General features: G+C 70.9%; 19 protein-coding genes. 15 read left to right on the top strand and 4 right to left on the bottom strand.

Annotation, left to right across the window (positions count from 1 at the left end):
* The 8 genes from ACWEJ6_RS13590 (at window position 1) to ACWEJ6_RS13625 (ending at window position 6,001) form a co-directional block, all read left to right on the top strand.
* Window positions 1–783, top strand: coding sequence for a phosphatase (locus ACWEJ6_RS13590; RefSeq protein WP_452423753.1), 783 nt, complete (start codon window positions 1–3; stop codon window positions 781–783).
* A gap of 312 nt (window positions 784–1,095) precedes the next feature.
* Entirely contained in the window at window positions 1,096–1,299 is a 204-nt protein-coding gene (locus ACWEJ6_RS13595) for a helix-turn-helix domain-containing protein (protein ID WP_026214222.1), read from the top strand.
* Window positions 1,300–1,474: 175 nt separating this feature from the next.
* On the top strand, window positions 1,475–1,573 hold the full coding sequence (locus tag ACWEJ6_RS13600; protein WP_018654693.1) for a 30S ribosomal protein bS22: 99 nt from the start codon (window positions 1,475–1,477) through the stop codon (window positions 1,571–1,573).
* Between the two features lie 22 nt (window positions 1,574–1,595).
* Window positions 1,596–2,591: an NAD-dependent epimerase/dehydratase family protein gene (locus ACWEJ6_RS13605; protein WP_358290316.1), complete on the top strand. Its 996-nt coding sequence runs from the start codon at window positions 1,596–1,598 to the stop codon at window positions 2,589–2,591.
* Complete coding sequence (locus ACWEJ6_RS13610) at window positions 2,588–3,487, top strand: lysophospholipid acyltransferase family protein (RefSeq protein WP_387678017.1); 900 nt, start codon at window positions 2,588–2,590, stop codon at window positions 3,485–3,487. Before ACWEJ6_RS13605 ends, ACWEJ6_RS13610 begins: the two co-directional genes overlap by 4 nt.
* A gap of 72 nt (window positions 3,488–3,559) precedes the next feature.
* Window positions 3,560–4,345, top strand: a complete 786-nt coding sequence (locus ACWEJ6_RS13615; RefSeq protein WP_358290313.1) for an SDR family NAD(P)-dependent oxidoreductase — start codon at window positions 3,560–3,562, stop codon at window positions 4,343–4,345.
* A gap of 58 nt (window positions 4,346–4,403) precedes the next feature.
* Entirely contained in the window at window positions 4,404–4,985 is a 582-nt protein-coding gene (locus tag ACWEJ6_RS13620) for an RNA polymerase sigma factor (RefSeq protein ID WP_387678020.1), read from the top strand.
* Window positions 4,986–4,987: 2 nt separating this feature from the next.
* Window positions 4,988–6,001, top strand: a complete 1,014-nt coding sequence (locus ACWEJ6_RS13625; protein WP_452423757.1) for an LCP family protein — start codon at window positions 4,988–4,990, stop codon at window positions 5,999–6,001.
* A gap of 107 nt (window positions 6,002–6,108) precedes the next feature.
* Here the strand turns inward: ACWEJ6_RS13625 and ACWEJ6_RS13630 are convergent, their stop codons facing one another.
* Genes ACWEJ6_RS13630 through ACWEJ6_RS13640 form a run of 3 tightly spaced genes read right to left on the bottom strand, consistent with a single transcriptional unit; the run spans window position 6,109 to window position 8,275 of the window.
* Window positions 6,109–6,978 (bottom strand): HAD family hydrolase, encoded by an 870-nt coding sequence (locus ACWEJ6_RS13630; RefSeq protein ID WP_358290304.1) that lies wholly within the window; start codon window positions 6,976–6,978, stop codon window positions 6,109–6,111.
* 22 nt (window positions 6,979–7,000) lie between these two features.
* Window positions 7,001–7,651: a DUF5667 domain-containing protein gene (locus tag ACWEJ6_RS13635; protein WP_452423759.1), complete on the bottom strand. Its 651-nt coding sequence runs from the start codon at window positions 7,649–7,651 to the stop codon at window positions 7,001–7,003.
* 60 nt (window positions 7,652–7,711) lie between these two features.
* A complete protein-coding gene (locus ACWEJ6_RS13640; protein ID WP_357966288.1) occupies window positions 7,712–8,275 on the bottom strand; it encodes a sigma-70 family RNA polymerase sigma factor in 564 nt (187 codons plus the stop codon).
* A 288-nt stretch (window positions 8,276–8,563) separates the two neighbouring features.
* Here ACWEJ6_RS13640 and ACWEJ6_RS13645 point away from each other — a divergent pair, with 288 nt between their 5' ends.
* On the top strand, window positions 8,564–9,958 hold the full coding sequence (locus ACWEJ6_RS13645) for a putative quinol monooxygenase (RefSeq protein ID WP_452423762.1): 1,395 nt from the start codon (window positions 8,564–8,566) through the stop codon (window positions 9,956–9,958).
* Here ACWEJ6_RS13645 and ACWEJ6_RS13650 read toward each other — a convergent pair.
* The gene (locus tag ACWEJ6_RS13650) at window positions 9,955–10,188 is read right to left on the bottom strand and encodes a glutaredoxin family protein (protein WP_352322537.1); all 234 of its coding nucleotides are present in this window, start codon (window positions 10,186–10,188) and stop codon (window positions 9,955–9,957) included. The genes ACWEJ6_RS13645 and ACWEJ6_RS13650 overlap by 4 nt on opposite strands.
* Window positions 10,189–10,301: 113 nt before the next feature.
* On the opposite strand from ACWEJ6_RS13650, the gene ACWEJ6_RS13655 reads away from it, so the two are divergent.
* The 6 genes from ACWEJ6_RS13655 (at window position 10,302) to ACWEJ6_RS13680 (ending at window position 16,413) form a co-directional block, all read left to right on the top strand.
* Window positions 10,302–10,979, top strand: coding sequence for a redox-sensing transcriptional repressor Rex (locus ACWEJ6_RS13655; protein ID WP_352322536.1), 678 nt, complete (start codon window positions 10,302–10,304; stop codon window positions 10,977–10,979).
* On the top strand, window positions 10,976–12,232 hold the full coding sequence (locus ACWEJ6_RS13660) for a glutamyl-tRNA reductase (RefSeq protein ID WP_452423764.1): 1,257 nt from the start codon (window positions 10,976–10,978) through the stop codon (window positions 12,230–12,232). The genes ACWEJ6_RS13655 and ACWEJ6_RS13660 overlap by 4 nt, the downstream gene beginning before the upstream one ends.
* On the top strand, window positions 12,229–13,134 hold the full coding sequence (gene hemC / locus ACWEJ6_RS13665; RefSeq protein WP_387678039.1) for a hydroxymethylbilane synthase: 906 nt from the start codon (window positions 12,229–12,231) through the stop codon (window positions 13,132–13,134). The genes ACWEJ6_RS13660 and hemC overlap by 4 nt, the downstream gene beginning before the upstream one ends.
* Before the next feature lie 35 nt (window positions 13,135–13,169).
* On the top strand, window positions 13,170–14,675 hold the full coding sequence (locus ACWEJ6_RS13670) for a bifunctional uroporphyrinogen-III C-methyltransferase/uroporphyrinogen-III synthase (protein WP_358290288.1): 1,506 nt from the start codon (window positions 13,170–13,172) through the stop codon (window positions 14,673–14,675).
* Window positions 14,672–15,655, top strand: coding sequence for a porphobilinogen synthase (gene hemB, locus ACWEJ6_RS13675; RefSeq protein ID WP_397154615.1), 984 nt, complete (start codon window positions 14,672–14,674; stop codon window positions 15,653–15,655). The genes ACWEJ6_RS13670 and hemB overlap by 4 nt, the downstream gene beginning before the upstream one ends.
* 128 nt (window positions 15,656–15,783) lie before the next feature.
* Window positions 15,784–16,413, top strand: coding sequence for a bifunctional DNA primase/polymerase (locus tag ACWEJ6_RS13680; RefSeq protein ID WP_452423767.1), 630 nt, complete (start codon window positions 15,784–15,786; stop codon window positions 16,411–16,413).
* Window positions 16,414–16,425: the final 12 nt, after the last annotated feature.

The following is a 16,425-nucleotide window of genomic DNA, read 5'->3' on the forward strand; positions in this document are numbered from 1 at the left end:
GTGCTGAGCCGCGACGAACTCCGCCGACATCTGATCCACAGCCGTATCGCCGGTGACGTCGCGACGTCGCGCGAGAACAACCTCGACCACTACAGCTCGCTGGCCAACCGCGACCCGTACTACATGCTCGGCCTGACGTTCGAGCAGCCGTGGACCTTCCGGGACGTCCTCGACCTGATGGCCAAGTCGGCCGGCGTGGTCGCCGATCCCGGCCACCGCCGCGGCCAGGACACCATCGACCCCGACCTGACGATCGACGCGATCGACGCCATGGCGGCGCGCATCGCGTCGGTGTTGTCGCGGCCGTCCCCGCGGGTGCTGTTCGCCACCGGCCACCCGACCGGGCTGCTCGCCGTCCACCTGCCGCTGGCCAGGTTCGCCGTCGAGCGCGGCGCGACCCTGCTCACCCCGGCCGAGGGCTGGACGTACGCCGGCTCCGGCTTCGGCCGTCCGCGCCGCATCCGCTACCTCCAGGACGTCGCCATGCTCGACGACCGCGGCGGCTTCGTGCACACCCACGACTCGGCCCCGATGCGGCACATGCTGGACGAGCTCGAAGACGGGCTGCCCGACCTGGTGATCGCCGACCACGGCTGGGCGGGGGCGGCGGGCGAGGCGGGCGTGCCGACGGTGGCCTTCGCCGACAGCAACGACCCCGGACTGTTCCTCGGCGAGGCCGAGGGAAAGATCGACGTCGTCGTGCCACTCGACGACAATGTGCTACCCCGCTATTACGCTCCGCTGACCGAGCGGTTGGTCACTCTGGTCTCACGAGCCCTTTGAGTCGAAAACGGCCCTCCCCATACCGTCTTTTCGCGCCTGCATTCCAAGAGGCTCGCTGTCCCTTTGCCAACTTTTGATGGGGCTTGGGCGACTCTTATGTGTGGCAACTTGGACAGTTCCAAGGTCCAGGCGAGGTGCTCGGCCTGGCTGCTAACCAGCGACTTTACTGGTCCGGCTGACAGGTGGCTCCGCGGACTGAGAAAATAGGGGGTTTGCGCACCCGGAGTCCCGACTTACGCTGACGGCAGTACACGTGCGTGAGCAATGGCACCAGTGGGGATAACCCGGAAACACGTGCGGAAGAGGCGTCCGATGGGTGCAGGCGAAAGACCTCTCAGCGAGGTGAAGTTCCTGACCGTGGCTGAAGTCGCGACGGTCATGAGGGTGTCCAAGATGACGGTGTACCGGCTCGTCCACTCAGGGGAGCTGCCGGCCATCCGAGTTGGCCGGTCGTTCAGAGTGCCCGAGCAGGCGGTCCACGACTATCTGCGGGAGGCCTACATCGAGGCAGGTTGAAGTAGCGGCGCGCCCGAACGCGCCGTGAATTCGGTCGCGGGAGAAGCCCGGCCTGCGCACCACGAGGCCGGGCTTTCACCCCCCAAGGGGCGATCCACCCCCGATCGCCGGTAGTCTGTCACCCGGTGTGCGCTCGCACATCGATTCAGACTTGCTATCAGTACCTGGGGGTCCCGTGGGCTCTGTGATCAAGAAGCGCCGCAAGCGGATGGCCAAGAAGAAGCACCGCAAGCTGCTCAAGAAGACGCGCATCCAGCGGCGTAACAAGAAGTAACCGACGCAGCTGCGAGGCGCTGATGACCCACACCGTGCTTGTCACCGGGGTCTCGCGCCACATAGGCGCCCGGGTGGCGAGCGTCCTCGCGGCTGACCCGGAGATCAGCCGCGTCATCGGAGTGGACACCGTGCCGCCCCCCTCGCTGACGCGGGACGGCGGCATCACTCTGGGCCGGACGGAATTCGTCCGGGTCGATCTGCGCAGCCCCGACATCGCCGAGGTGATCGCGGCCGCGGACATCGACACCGTTGTGCACATGAGCCTGGTCAGCGCCCCGTCCAAGGGCGATGGCAGGGCCGCCATGAAGGAGCACAACGTCATCGGCACCATGCAACTGCTCGGTGCCTGCCAGCGGTCGTCGACCGTGCGGCGCGTGGTGGTGCGCTCCACCACCGCCGTCTACGGCTCGTCCCCGCGCGATCCCGCGGTGTTCACCGAGGACCTGGAGCCGCACGTCGGCCCGGTCCACGGCTACGCCAAGGACGCGGCGGAGGTCGAGGGCTACGTGCGCGGTTTCGCGCGCCGCCGCCCCGACGTGACGGTGTCGCTGCTGCGCTTCGCCAACTTCATGGGTCCGGGCGTCGACTCGCCGCTCACGCGTTACTTCACCCAGCCCGTCCTGCCGACGGTGTTCGGCTTCGACCCGCGGTTGCAGTTCGTCCACGAGGACGACGCGGTCGAGGTGCTGCGCAGGATGGCGAACGAAGACCACCCCGGCACGTTCAACGTGGCCGGGGCAGGCGTGTTGCTGCTGTCGCAGTGCGCGCGCCGGGCCGGGCGGGCGTCGCTGCCGCTGCTCGCGCCCGTCTTCCGCACGCTCGGCAACACCGTGCGCAGGCTCGGCCTCGTCGAGTACTCGCCCGAGCAGCTGCGGCTGATGAGCTACGGCCGGGCGGTCGACACCGCCAGGCTGGAGGCCGAGCTGGGCTGGCGGCCCAAGTACACCACCGCGGCGGCCTTCGACGACTTCGTGCGTTCACGGGGTATGCATCCGTTCGGAGGTGTGCGTCCGTGAGCGTGCCGCACGAGGAGGAAGGCCGGGTGATCCCGATCAGCGCCGCGCCGTCCTACGAGGAGCCCGACCCGCTGGCCCGGCTGCTGGCGTTCGTCCGCCGGCGCATCACCGGCGAGTACGAGGTCGACGAGTTCGGCTACGACCCCGAGCTGACCGACAAGGTGCTCCTTGAGCTGATCAGGCCGCTCTACCACCGCTGGTTCAGGGTCGAGACGGCCGAGCTGAAGAACGTGCCCGCCGAGGGCGGCGCGCTGGTGGTGGCCAACCACTCCGGCACGCTGCCGATCGACGCGCTCATGATGCAGGTCGCCCTGCACGACGAGGCGGGCCGGGCCGTCCGCCTGCTCGGGGCCGACCTGGTCTACCAGCTCCCGCTGCTCGGTCACCTGTCCCGCAAGACCGGCCACACGCTGGCCTGCCCCGAGGACGCCGACCGGCTGCTGCGCAAGGGCGAGCTGGTCGGCGTGTTCCCCGAGGGCTTCAAGGGCGTGGGCAAGCCGTTCTCCGAGCGCTACAAGCTGCAGCGGTTCGGCCGGGGCGGGTTCGTGGCCTCGGCGATCCGCGCGGGCGTGCCGATCGTGCCCACGGCCATCGTGGGGGCCGAGGAGATCTATCCGAAGATCGGCGACCTGAAGTTCCTGGCCCGCATCCTCGGCGTCCCCTACCTGCCGATCACGCCGTTCTTCCCGTTGCTCGGGCCGCTCGGGCTGGTGCCCCTGCCGTCCAAGTGGATGATCGAGTTCGGCGAGCCGATCCGCACCGACGAGTACGAGCCCGCCGCGGCCGACGACCCGATGCTGGTGTTCAACCTGACCGACCACGTGCGCGAGGTCGTCCAGCAGATGCTCAACGAGTTGCGGCTGCGCAGGGGGCCGGCCTTCCCGCCGTTCCTGTGAAGGGTGCAACCGGTCGCGTCCGGCCGGTGTTCTTGCGGGTGCAGTCATTGACACCCGAGAGGAACCTCTTCGATGGATCTCCAGCTTTCCGGCCGTGTGGCCGTCGTCACCGGCGCGTCCAAGGGCATCGGCCTGGCCGTCGCGCGCACCCTGGCGGAGGAGGGCGTGCACGTCGTGGCGGCCTCGCGGACCGCGCCCGACGCCAAGGTGACGCACGTCGCGGTGGACCTGATGGACCCGCAGGCGCCCGCCCGGGTGATCGCCCGAGCCGTCGAGGAGTTCGGCGGGGTGGACATCCTGGTCAACAACGCCGGCGGGCCGCCCCCCGGCGTGACGCTGCCCCGGGTCGGGTTCATGGCGCCGGGCGACGACGACTGGCAGGCCATGTTCGAGTTCAACCTGTTCGCGGCCGTACGCATGATCCGCGCGGCCGTGCCCCTCATGGTGGAGCGCGGCGGCGGCTCGATCGTGAACATCTCCTCCGGCTCGGCCCGCCAGCCAGGGGCCATGAACGTGGACTACGGCGCGGCCAAGGCCGCCATGAACCACGTGAGCAAGGCCGTCTCGGAGGAGTACGGCCCGCAGGGCGTCCGGGTGAACACGATCTCGCCCGGCCCGGTGCTGACCGACTGGTGGACCAAGGACGGCGGCGCCGCCGACGTCATCGCCGGGATGGCCGGGGCCTCGAAGGAGGACGTCATCGCCCAGGTCGCCCCCGGCATGATGAAGCTGGCCACCGGACGCCTGGTGAGCCCGCAGGAGATCGCCGACATGGTGGCCCTGCTGGTCTCGCCGCGCTCGGGCAGCACGACCGGCGCCGACATCGCCGTGGACGGCGGGTTCCTGAAGGAGATCTGAACCCTTTTGGCGGGTTGTGGCAAGACATCCGTGACCGATTCTCCACAGAAGGGCGGAGATGATCACGCAACCCGCCACCAGGGGGGCGGACTCGGAGCTCGTGAGCGCCTCCCTGACCGAGCCGGAGGCGTTCGCCGAGCTGTTCGACCGCTACTCCGCCATGCTGTACCGGTACGTCTCCAAACGCCTCGGCCCTGAGCCCGCCGAGGACCTCGTCGGCGAGACGTTCCTCGTCGCGTTCTCCCGCCGCAAGAGCTACGACCTGTCCTGCCCCGACGCCAGGCCGTGGCTCTTCGGCATCCTCACCAAGCTCATCTCCCGCCACCACCGCAAGGAGGCGGCGCGGTACCGGGCGTTCCTGCGGTCCCCCCTCGACCAGGACGTGGAGTCGCCCGCCGACCGCGTCGCCGCGGGGGTCACGGCGCAGGCCGCCCGTCCCCGCCTGGCGGGCGCGCTGGCCGCGCTGCCCGCCAAGGACCGGGACGTCCTGCTGCTGATCGCCTGGGGCGACCTCACCTACGAAGAGGTCGCCCTGGCGCTCGGCATCCCGATCGGAACCGTGCGCTCCCGCCTCAACAGGGGCAGGCGGAAGGTGCGGGCCGCGCTCGGCGACACCAACCCCATGCTGGCGGAGGAGTGACCATGGACGACCTGCGGATGCTCCGCGACCTCGGCGGGGAACTGGAGCACGAGCCGCCCCCGACGCTCGCCCGCCAGCGCGACCGCCTGCTGCGGGAGCGCCCGCGCCGCCGATGGAACGCCTACTGGACGGCCGGCCTGGTCGCCGTGGGCACGGCGGCGGCCGTCGCGGTGCCGACCATGCTGGTCAACGGCAACATCGTGGCCGCTCCGTCGACGGGCGTGCGGCCGGTCGACATCACCGGCGCCCGCAACATCCTGGTGATCGGCTCCGACACGCGCGGCGGGCCGGGCAACGCCAAGTACGGGCCCCACCTGGCCAGGACGCCCGACAAGGGCGGCAGGCGCTCCGACACCATCCTGCTCGTGCACGTGCCCGCCGACCGCGGCCAGGCGGTCGGGGTCAGCGTGCCGCGCGACTCGATCGTGCAGATCCCGTCGTGCGGGTCCGACCCGGCGCGGAAGGACATGATCAACTCGGCGTACAACACCGGGGGAGCGGGCTGTCTGGTCAAGACGCTGGAGCAGCTCACCGACGTCCGCATCGACCACACGGTCGAGGTCGACTTCGCCGGCTTCAAGGGCATGGTGGACGCGCTCGGCGGCGTGCAGATCACGCTCAGGACGCCCGTGGACGACAAGGCGTCGAAGCTGAAACTGCCCGCGGGCAAGGTCATGCTCAACGGCGAGAGCGCCCTCGGCTACGCCCGCCTGCGCCGCTACGGCGACGGCTCGGACGTCCAGCGGATCAAGCGGCAGCAGATCCTGCTGCTGGCGATGCTGAAGAAGGCGAGGAGCACGGCCGCCGACCCGGCCCGGCTGCGCGGCTTCCTCGGCGAGGTGCGCAAGTCGGTCAAGACGGACCTGAGCCTGGAGGCCATGGTCGAGCTGGCCAGGGCCACGTACGCGACGAAGGTGGCGTTCGTCACCGTGCCCTGGAAACCGGCCCAGGACGACCCCAACCGGATCGAGTGGCTGCAACCGGACGCCAGGAAGCTGTTCGAACGCCTGCGATGACCGGCGCCGGCGCGCGCCCGGCCGTGGACGTCAAGGAGCCGTCCACGCCGCCGGGCCGCGCCGGCGGCGTCGTCGGCGGCATCGTCGGCGGCATCGCGGGCGGGCGGTCAGTGGGAGCGGTAGTGCCTGCGCAGGGCGATGCCGGCCGCGACGCCGCCCGCGATCGCGCCGACCCCGGCCGCGATCGGCAGGGCGGTCATGGTGGCCTTGCGGCCGGTGCGGAAGTCCTTCACCGGCCAGTCGTGCTTCCTGGCGTGCTCGCGCAGCTCGCTGTCGGGGTTGATCGCCACCGCGCTGCCGACCAGCGACAACATCGGCAGGTCGTTGGCCGAGTCGCTGTAGGCCGTGCAGCGGGTCAGGTCGAGCCCTTCGCGGCGGGCCAGCGCGCGCACCGCCTCCGCCTTGGCCGGGCCGTGCAGCAGGTCGCCCACCAGGTGGCCGGTGTAGACGCCGCCGGCGGTCTCGGCGACCGTGCCGAGCGCGCCGGTGAGGCCGAGCCGCTGGGCGATGACCCGGGCCAGCTCGACGGGCGTGGCCGTGACGAGCCAGACGCGCTGGCCGGCGTCGAGGTGGCTCTGCGCGAGCGCGCGGGTGCCGCCCCAGATGCGGTCGGCCATGACCTCGTCGTAGATCTCCTCGCCGAGGCGGACGACGTCGTCGACCTTGGCGCCCGCGACGAAGGCGAGCGCGGTCTCCCGGGCGACCGCGATGTGCTCCGGGTTCTCGTTGCCGCGCAGCCGGAACACGGCCTGGCCGACGGCGAACTTCAGCAGATCGGATGTGGTGAACATGCCGCGCGTGGCCAGCCCGCGGGCGAAGTGGTAGATGGACGCGCCGCGCATCATGGTGTTGTCGACGTCGAAGAAGGCCGCCGCCTCCAGGTCCGGCTCGACCGGCTCGGTGGGCGCGACGGTGACCGCCGCCCGCGCCGCGGCCTCGCCGGCGGCCTCGGCCCCAACCTCGTGTCGTCGTCGCATTAGCCGCCACATGCGGTTCAGCTTACCTAGCCGGTGCCACGAGCCCCTCGATGTAGTCGAGGTAGCCGGCGGCCTGTCCCTTCTGTGCCTCGTTGAGGTGGTCCAGCATCGGCTCGACCGTCTCCCGCTGCTTCTGGGCGAACTTCTTGATCTTGGACGAGCGGGGCTGCGTACGCGTCAGCCGGCTGATCCCGGAGCGGGTGGAGTCCTCCATGTCCTTGAGCGTCTGGCCGACCAGCGGGCTGTCGGTGGACGAGCCGAGCAGGCTCGCGACCTCCTTGGCGCGGGTCTCGGCCGAGGCCAGCTCGCGCTCGCCGCGTTGGGCGTCGTCGGTGCTCAGGTGCACGAGGGTGCTCTCCGCGGCCCTCTTGAGCGGGTAGAGCGTGTCGCCCGGGACCGCCTGGTACGTGGCGAAGGACGCCACCATCATGGCCCCCGCCAGGCCGAGCGTGGCGACCTGGGACAGCAGCGGACGGCGTCGGCGGCGTACGGACGGGACGGCCGGGCCCGGCGCGCGCTCCTCGTCGGGGGCGGTCAGCAGCAGGCGGCCGGAGACGAGGTCGTCGCGCAGGCGCTCGCGGAACGCCGCCTCGGGGCCGCCGCCCAGAGACGGGCCGTGCAGCTCCGTGAGACGCTCGATGACGAGCTCCCGCCGCCTGCGCGCCCTACTCATGACAGCTCCCTGAGGGATCCAGCCGTGCCAACTGGCCTAACGAGGTGCGGGTGGGAGAGGTTACGCCAGGTCGTGCTTGAGTGCCCTGGCGAGCGTTCGAATGGCCCGAAACTGCAGCGCTTTGATCGCTCCACTCTTCTTCCCCATGATCAACGCGGTTTCCGCGAGCGAGAGGCCGTGCAGGAAGCGCAGCACCACGCATTCCTGCTGGTCGGGATTGAGATCGCGGACGGCGCGCAGCACCCGGTCGTTCATGATGGCCGTGACCACCGCGTTCTCCGGGATGTGCGCGCCTTCGAGCGGCACGTCGATCAGCTCTCCCGTCGGGATCTCCAGTCGGTAGCGGCCGGACTTGAAGTGGTCGGCCACCAGGTTCCTGGCGATGGTGACGAGCCAGGCGCCGAAGTCGCGCCCCTGCCAGGTGAAGTCGCCGATCCTGCGCAGCGCGCGCAGGAAGGTCTCGCTGGTCAGGTCCTCGGCGAGCTGGTGGGAGCCGACCCGGAAGTAGATGTAGCGGTAGACGAGGTCCACGTAGCGGTCGTAGAGCGTGCCAAAGGAGTCCGTGCATCCGTTCTTGGCGTGCAGCACCAGCGTACGGATGTCGTCGGGCACTTCTTCGCGCACGCCAAGCTCGCCCGTCCGGGCAGGTCCAGCGACCGCTGGAGCAAGCAGCCCGGCGAACGGCCACGAATCAGGCATCCGGTATCCCTAGGGGTAAGGGGTGCGGCGTGCTCGAATACTCTAGAAATCAACTGGAAATTCCACAATCCGCGCCTGCTGGCCTGGCTACGAGTAATCGCCCTATACCGTATAGGCGCCTACCCCACAGCCTGCGGTGAAGCCCCTCATGGAGCGCCTGTTTCCTCTTCGGCTACCGGCCGGGAGGCATCGTCCGGCAGCATTGGAGTCACCATGGAGATCCTCGTTGCTGTCATAGCCCTTGCCGGTGCGCTCCTCGCCGCCGTCGCGACCGGAGCCCTGATCCGCCGGCTGCGCGACGAGCCCGAGGGGTGGTTGATCGCCTGGACCGTTGCAGCTGGAGCCCTGTGCCTGTCGCTGGCCGCGATCGGCGTCGGGTCCGTCCTGGGGTTCGGGCCGGTCACGTTCCGCGTCTACCAGGTGACGGGGTCGCTGCTCGCGCCGCTCTGGCTGGCCGTGGGCCTGATCCAACTGCTGTCCGACAAGGTGCCGCCGAGGTTCCTGGCCTGGCTGTTCGGCATCGCGCTCACCATCGTCTCCGTCGCGATCCTGACCTTCGACCCGCTCAGGTCCACCGACCTGGGCAAGTCGCTGCCGTCCGGCTCGGCCATGTGGGGGCTCATCCCCGACAAGCTGCTCATCGGCGTGCACGCCATCGACGTGCTCGTCCTGCTGGCGTGCGTGGTGGTGGCCGGGCTCAAGTGGCGCGGCGGCGACGAGTACGACACCGACAACCTCCATGCGGTCCTGGTCATCGCGCCGTCGAGCATCGCCCTGGTGGGGGCCATGCGGTTCTCGGTGCCGCCGCTGTTCACCACCGCGCTGCTCGCGGTGGGCGCGGCGGCGATCTGGTACACCGTGCTGCGCCCGCTGGCGCCGTACGAGGACGACGAGGACGACCTGGAGACGCCGCACGACGACGTGGAGCGCCGGCCGGGCCGCAGGGTCGCGCCCGAGCCCGTGCCGGTGCCGGCGCCGGCCGCCGAGCCGCCTCCCGTGGCGCCCCCGCGCCGCTCGCCCGGCCTGGGCGACCTGGTGGCCGAATACCGGGCGGGCGACCAGCAGGTCGACTACGCCGCCCGGATGGGGGCCGCGCCCGACTCGGGCCCCGCGACCGGCTACATCATGAACGGCTCCCCGCCCCCGCGCATGGACACCTCCCCGCGCATGGACGCCCAGCCCTCCCGGCCCGACTACTCGATGCCCGGCACCGGCGTGGCCTACCCGGGCGCCGAGCTGTTCACCCCGTCGCAGCCGCAGCAGGCGGGCGGCCGGCCCTCGCCCAGCATCTACGGCCTGCTCACCGTCTTCACGATCATGGACGGCGCCGGCGACGCGTTCGACCGCCTGGCCGAGGCCACCGTCGAGGCCGTGCGCCGCGGCGAGCCCGACACGCTCGTCTACGCCTGCCACGCCGTCAAGTCGGCGCCCCTGCAGCGCATCGTCTACGAGCTCTACCGCGACGAGGTCGCCTACCGCGACCACCAGCGCCAGCCGCACGTCGAGCGGTTCCTCAACGAGCGTCAGGCGATGGTGCTGGCCACCAACGTCATCGAGCTCAACGTCAACGCCGCGAAGGTGGTGCCGCTGCCCACCGTCATGTTCTAGGCGAGAGCGGCGCGCAGGCGGGCCTCGTCGACCCGCCAGAAGTCGTGCTGCACGCCGTCGATCAGCGTCACCGGGATCATCTCCCAGTACTTCTCCCTGAGCTCCTCGGAGGAGTCGATGCTGACCTCCTCCCACGGCACGCCCAGCTCTCCGGCCACCCTGGCGATGACCGCGCGGGCGTCGTCACAGAGGTGGCAGCCGGGTTTGCCGAGCAAGGTGATGCGATGCATGTCCCCAACCGTAGCGCCCCTACTTTGTGCATCGGTTCACAAAGGGATTAACCTGAAAGACGGTTCTAATCCGTTCAGCGGTCCCCACCGCCCGTTCCCTGGAGCTCCGGCACGTGAAGAGCACGTCCCAGTCCCGTGACCGCGGCATCCCCGAGGCGACGGTCGCCAGGCTTCCGTTGTACCTGCGGGCGCTGCACGGGATGGCGGAGCGCGGCGTCGCGACCGTGAGCTCGGAGGACCTGGCCGTGGCCGCGGGCGTGAACTCGGCCAAGCTCCGCAAGGATCTTTCGCACCTCGGCTCGTACGGCACCCGCGGCGTAGGCTACGAGGTGGAGTACCTCGTCTACCAGATCTCCCGCGAACTCGGCCTGACCCAGGACTGGGCGGTCGCGATCGTCGGGGTCGGCAACCTCGGCCGCGCCCTGGCGAACTACGGCGGCTTCGTCTCCAGGGGCTTCCGCGTGGCCGCGCTCTTCGACGCCGACCCCGAAGTCGTGGGCGACACCATCGCGGGGTTGAATGTGGAGCACATCGACGAACTGGAAGCCGTCATCAAGCGGCGTGGAGTCTCGATCGTGGTACTGGCGACACCGGCGGCAGCGGCGCAGGAAGTGTGCGATCGTGTTGTCGCCGTGGGCGTGACCAGCATCCTGAACTTCGCCCCAGTCGTCCTCACCGTTCCGGACACCGTCGACGTCCGGAAGGTCGACCTATCAATCGAACTGCAGATTCTCGCGTTCCACGAGCAACGCAAGGCTGGGGGGCCACTCATGGCGGTGGACGGTCAATGAGTGTTCTGGCGATCGGACTCAGCCACCGGACCGCTCCGGTGGCGCTTCTCGAACGCGTCTCGGTGACCGGTGACGCGCTGGTCAAGCTGCTGCACGACGTGCAGCAGGACACCAGCGTCGCGGAGGCCATGGTGATCTCGACCTGCAACAGGGTCGAGATCTACGTCACGGTCGACCGCTTCCACGCCGCGGTCACCTCGATCAGCGGGCTGCTGGCCGTCCACTCCGGCGTGCCGGCCGACGAGCTGACCCCGCATCTCTACGTGCACTACGAGGAGCGGGCCGTCGAGCACCTGTTCTCGATGGTGTGCGGTCTCGACTCCATGGCCGTCGGCGAGGGCCAGATCCTGGGCCAGGTCCGCCAGGCGCTCAAGCTCGCCCAGAAGCACGGCACGGTCGGCGCGACCCTCAACGAGCTGACGCAGCAGGCGCTGCGCGTCGGCAAGCGCGCCCACACCGACACCGGCATCGACCAGGCCGGCCCCTCGCTGGTCTCGGCGGGCCTCGCGCTCGCCGGCGACCTGGCCGGGCGGCGGGCGCTGGTGGTGGGCGCGGGCTCGATGAGCTCGCTGGCCGCCGTCACGCTGCAGCGCGCCGGGGTCACCGACATCGTCGTGGCCAACCGCACGTACGAGCGGGGCGCGCGGCTGGCCGAGTCGGTCGGCGGCCGGGCCGTCGCGTTCGCCGCCGTGCGCGAGGAGCTGGCGGACGCCGACATCGTGATCACCTGCACCGGCGCCGGGCGGCACGTCATCACCCCCGACATGCTGACCAGGGGCGCGTTCCTGCTGGACCTGGCGCTGCCGCACGACATCGACCCGGCCGTGCGCGAGGTGCCCGGCGTCACGCTGGTCGACCTGGAGACGATCCAGGAGTCCGGCGTCGGCTCGCGCGGCGGCGACGCCGTCGAGTCCGTGCGCGCGCTCGTGGCCGAGGAGCTGAACGCCTACCTCGACGCCGCCCGCGCCGCCCGCGTCACCCCGACCGTGGTGGCGCTGCGCAGCAAGGCGGCGGGCGTGGTGGAGTCCGAGCTGGGCCGCCTGATGATGCGCATGCCCGATCTCGACGACAAGGCCAGGGACGAAATCGCCATGACCGTGCAGAGGGTCGTTGACAAACTGCTTCACGAGCCGACTGTGCGTGTCAAGCAGCTCGCCGCCGGTCCAGGGGGCGATCATTATGCGGAAGCCCTGCGTGAGTTGTTCAATCTCGATCCGAAGATGCCCGCGGCCGTGAGGGAGGTGGAGCTGTGAACCTGCGGTTGGGCACCCGCCGCAGCATGCTGGCGACCACGCAGTCCCAGATGGTGGCCGACGCCCTCACCGCGCGCACCGGGCACCCGGTCGAGCTGGTGGGCGTGACGACCTTCGGCGACGTGACCAAGGCGCACCTGGCGCAGCTCGGCGGCACCGGCGTGTTCGTCAGCGCGTTGCGCGACAAGCTGGTCGAGGGCGAGATCGACTTCGCCGTCCACTCGCTGAAGGACCTGCCGACCAAGCAGGACCCGCGCTTCACGCTGGCCGCGCTCCCCGAGCGCCATGACCACCGCGACGCGCTGGTCGGCCCGCACAAGTTCGCCGACCTGCCCGCCGGGGCCCGGGTCGGCACGGGCTCGCCGCGCCGCGTCGCCATGCTGAGCGCGCTCCGGCCCGACCTGGAGTACGTCCCGATCCGCGGCAACGCCGACACGCGCATCGGCAAGATCGCCGCGGGCGAGCTCGACGCCGTCGTGCTGGCCAGCGCCGGGCTCACGAGGCTCGGCCGTGGCGGCGAGATCGCGCAGATCTTCGAGGTCGAGGAGCTGCTGCCGGCCCCCGGCCAGGGCGCGCTCGCCGTGGAGTGCCTGGCCGCGCGCACCGACCTGATCGAGACTCTCTCCGTGCTCGACGACCCGCGCACGCGCAGCGCGGTGACCGCCGAACGCGCCGTGCTGTCCGCCCTGGAAGCAGGCTGCGCCGCACCCGTGGGTGCTTTCGCGGCCGATCACGGGCACACTCTGAACCTGACCGCAGTGGTCGTCTCCATCGACGGCCGCGAAGCGGTCCGCAAGTCCGCCGCCGGTTCTCCTTCGGAGGCTGCACAGCTGGGCCGCCTCCTGGCGGCCGAGATGATCGCCGAAGGGGCCGACAGATTGATGGGGGAGCAATCCCATTGAGCTCCGATAGTCCAACCTCCGGTTTCGTCGCCTTCGTGGGGGCGGGTCCCGGTGACCCCAACCTGCTGACGCTCCGCGCCGCCGAACTTCTCGGCAAGGCGGACGCCGTCGTGCTCGACGACGAGCAGTCCGGCCCGCTGCTCAAGCACTGCCGCGAGGGCGTCGAGGTCGCCGAGGGCGACTACGTCCAGCGGGCCAAGGCCGGGCAGCTCGTGGTGCGCCTGTGCGCGGGCGACCCCATGTTGTTCTCCTCGATCGACGACGAGGTCGCGGCCTGCGTGGCGGCGGAGGTGGACTTCGAGATCGTGCCCGGCGTGCCGCCCGCGACCGCGGTGCTCACCTACGCCGGCATCCCGGCGGCCACGGCCGTGCCCGAGTTCCGCGTCGTCGACGCCGCTCAGGAGCAGGACTGGTCGTCCCACGCCGCCACCCGCGGCACGCTGGTGATCTACAACGGCATCACCGAGGCCGTCGCCATCGGCAAGGCGCTGATCGCCGGAGGCAAGCCCGACACCACGCCGGTCGCCGTCAGCAGCGGCGGCACCACCACCGAGCAGTACACCGTCGTGTCCTCGCTCGGCCGGCTCCAGGCCGACCTGAAGCACGCCGGGTTCACCGAGCCCGCGCTGATCGTGGTCGGCGAGGCCGTGGGGCAGCGCGAGCGGCTGTCGTGGTTCGAGACCAAGCCGCTGTTCGGCTGGCGGGTGCTGGTGCCGCGCACGAAGGAGCAGTCCCGCAGCCTGTCCGAGCAGCTCGTGGCCTACGGCGCGGTGCCCGAGGAGGTGCCGACCATCTCGGTCGAGCCGCCGCGCACGCCGCAGCAGATGGACCGCGCCATCAAGGGCCTGGTCACCGGCCGCTACGAGTGGGTGGCCTTCACCAGCGCCAACGCCGTCAAGGCGGTGCGCGAGAAGTTCGAGGAGTACGGGCTCGACGCGCGGGCCTTCGCCGGGCTCAAGGTGGCCGCCGTGGGCGAGGCCACCTCGCGGGCCCTGGTCGAGTTCGGCGTCAAGCCCGACCTGCTGCCCTCGGGGGAGCAGTCCTCCGAAGGGCTCGTGGCCGAGTGGCCGCCCTACGACTCGATGCTCGACCCGATCAACCGGGTGCTGCTGCCCCGGGCCGACATCTCGACCGACACGCTGGTGGCCGGGCTCACCGAGCTGGGCTGGGAGTGCGACGACGTGACGGCGTACCGGACGGTGCGCGCCGCGCCGCCGCCCGCGCCCATCCGCGAGGCGATCAAGGGCGGCGGCTTCGACGCCGTGCTGTTCACCTCGTCCTCCACCGTGCGCAACCTGGTCGGCATCGCGGGCAAGCCGCACAACGTCACCGTGATCGCGGTGATCGGGCCGCAGACGGCCAAGACGGCCGAGGAGTTCGGGCTCCGGGTCGACGTCATGTCCGACAAGCCATCCGCATCAGCCCTGGCCGCAGCGCTGGCCGAGTTCGGTGCCAAGCAGCGCCAGGCGGCCGTGGCCGCGGGTGACAGCCCGCGCAGGCCGTCCCAGAACCGCCGTGGCGCCAGGAGGAGAGCCAAGTGAGCGCCCAGTACCCCGTCGCACGTCCCCGGCGCCTGCGTCGCAGCCAGGCGCTGCGCCGGATGGTGTCGGGCACGCGGCTGCACGCCGCGGACCTCATCCTGCCGCTGTTCGTCAAGGAGGGCATCGACGCGCCGCAGCCGGTGTCGTCCATGCCGGGCGTGTTCCAGCACACCCGCGACTCGCTGCGCAAGGCCGCGCACGACGCGGCCGAGGCGGGCGTGGGCGGCCTGATCCTGTTCGGCATCCCCGCGGTCAAGGACGCGACCGGGTCGGCGGCCGACGATCCCGACGGCATCCTCCAGGTCGCGCTGCGCGAGGTGACCGCCGAGGTCGGCGACGCCCTCGTGGTCATGGCCGACACCTGCCTCGACGAGTTCACCGACCACGGCCACTGCGGGATCCTGACCCCGTCCGGCGAGGTGGACAACGACGCCACGCTGGAGCGTTACGCCTCCATCGCGCTGGCCCAGGCCGCCGCCGGCTCCCAGATGATCGCGCCGAGCGGCATGATGGACGGCCAGGTCGGCGCCATCCGCGCCGCGCTCGACGGGGCCGGCCACGCCGACGTCCCGATCCTGTCCTACTCCGTCAAGTACGCCTCCGCCTTCTTCGGCCCGTTCCGCGAGGCCGCCGAGTGCGCGCCGCAGTTCGGCGACCGCAGCACCCACCAGCAGGACCCGGCCGGGCCGCTGGAGGAGGCGCTGCGCGAGGTCAGGCTCGACCTGGCGGAGGGCGCCGACGCCGTCATGGTCAAGCCGGCGCTGGCCTACCTCGACGTCATCACCCGGGTGCGCGACGCGGTCGACGTGCCGGTGGCGGCCTACCAGGTGAGCGGCGAGTACGCGATGGTCGAGGCGGCGGCGGCCAACGGCTGGATCGACCGCGACCGGACGATCATGGAGTCGCTGGTCGCCATCAAGCGCGCCGGCGCCGACATGATCCTCACGTACTGGGCGACGGAAGTGGCGCGACAGCTCTAACCAAGGGGTTTCCCGTCAACTCCTGAGGCGTGTGCGTTAGAGTGCGATGACAAGTGCTGGTGTGTCCCGCGGTGTGCGAACGGCCCGGAGCCGGGACCTCCTCAGGCGCTGACTCGACGGGAGACACCATGGTGGGGGTACCACTGGCTCGGCGTACCAGAAAGCGGTCGCGGCCGACACGCATCGATTCCGTGCTGGAGTACGCGTCCCTGGGCTGGCCCGTGGTGCCGGGAGCCTTTCCGCTGCGGCACGGCCCGCGCGCGTGTTCGTGCGACCGCGTCGGCTGTCCCGACCCCGGCGCCCATCCGCTCTCGCCCGCCTGGCACATGCAGGCCACGACGGACACGACGCTGCTGACCCGCTGGTGGGAGAGCGAGCCGGAGGCCAACGTGATCCTGCCCACAGGGCGCGTGTTCGATGTGTTCGACGTACCGCTCGCCTCCGGCCTGTCGGCCCTCACCAGGATCGACGCCGCCGGAGCCCACCCAGGCCCGGTCGCCGCTCAAGGCGACCGGGTCTTGTTTTATGTGGCCACCCGCGGCAACCCCGAGGACGAGGACGAGTGGTGGTCCTGCCAGCTCGACTGCGACCCGGCCACCATCGACGACACGCCGGGCCTGCGCTGGCACTGCCGCGACAGCTACGTGCTCGCGCCGCCCTCCATGCTGCCCTCGGGCCAGCCGGTCTCCTGGCTCCGGCCCCCGGACGGCCGTCCGCTGCCCGACCCGCTGCGCATCCTGGAATGGCTCGCCGACTGAGCACGCCCCGCG

The organism is Nonomuraea sp. NPDC004702, assembly GCF_053601695.1.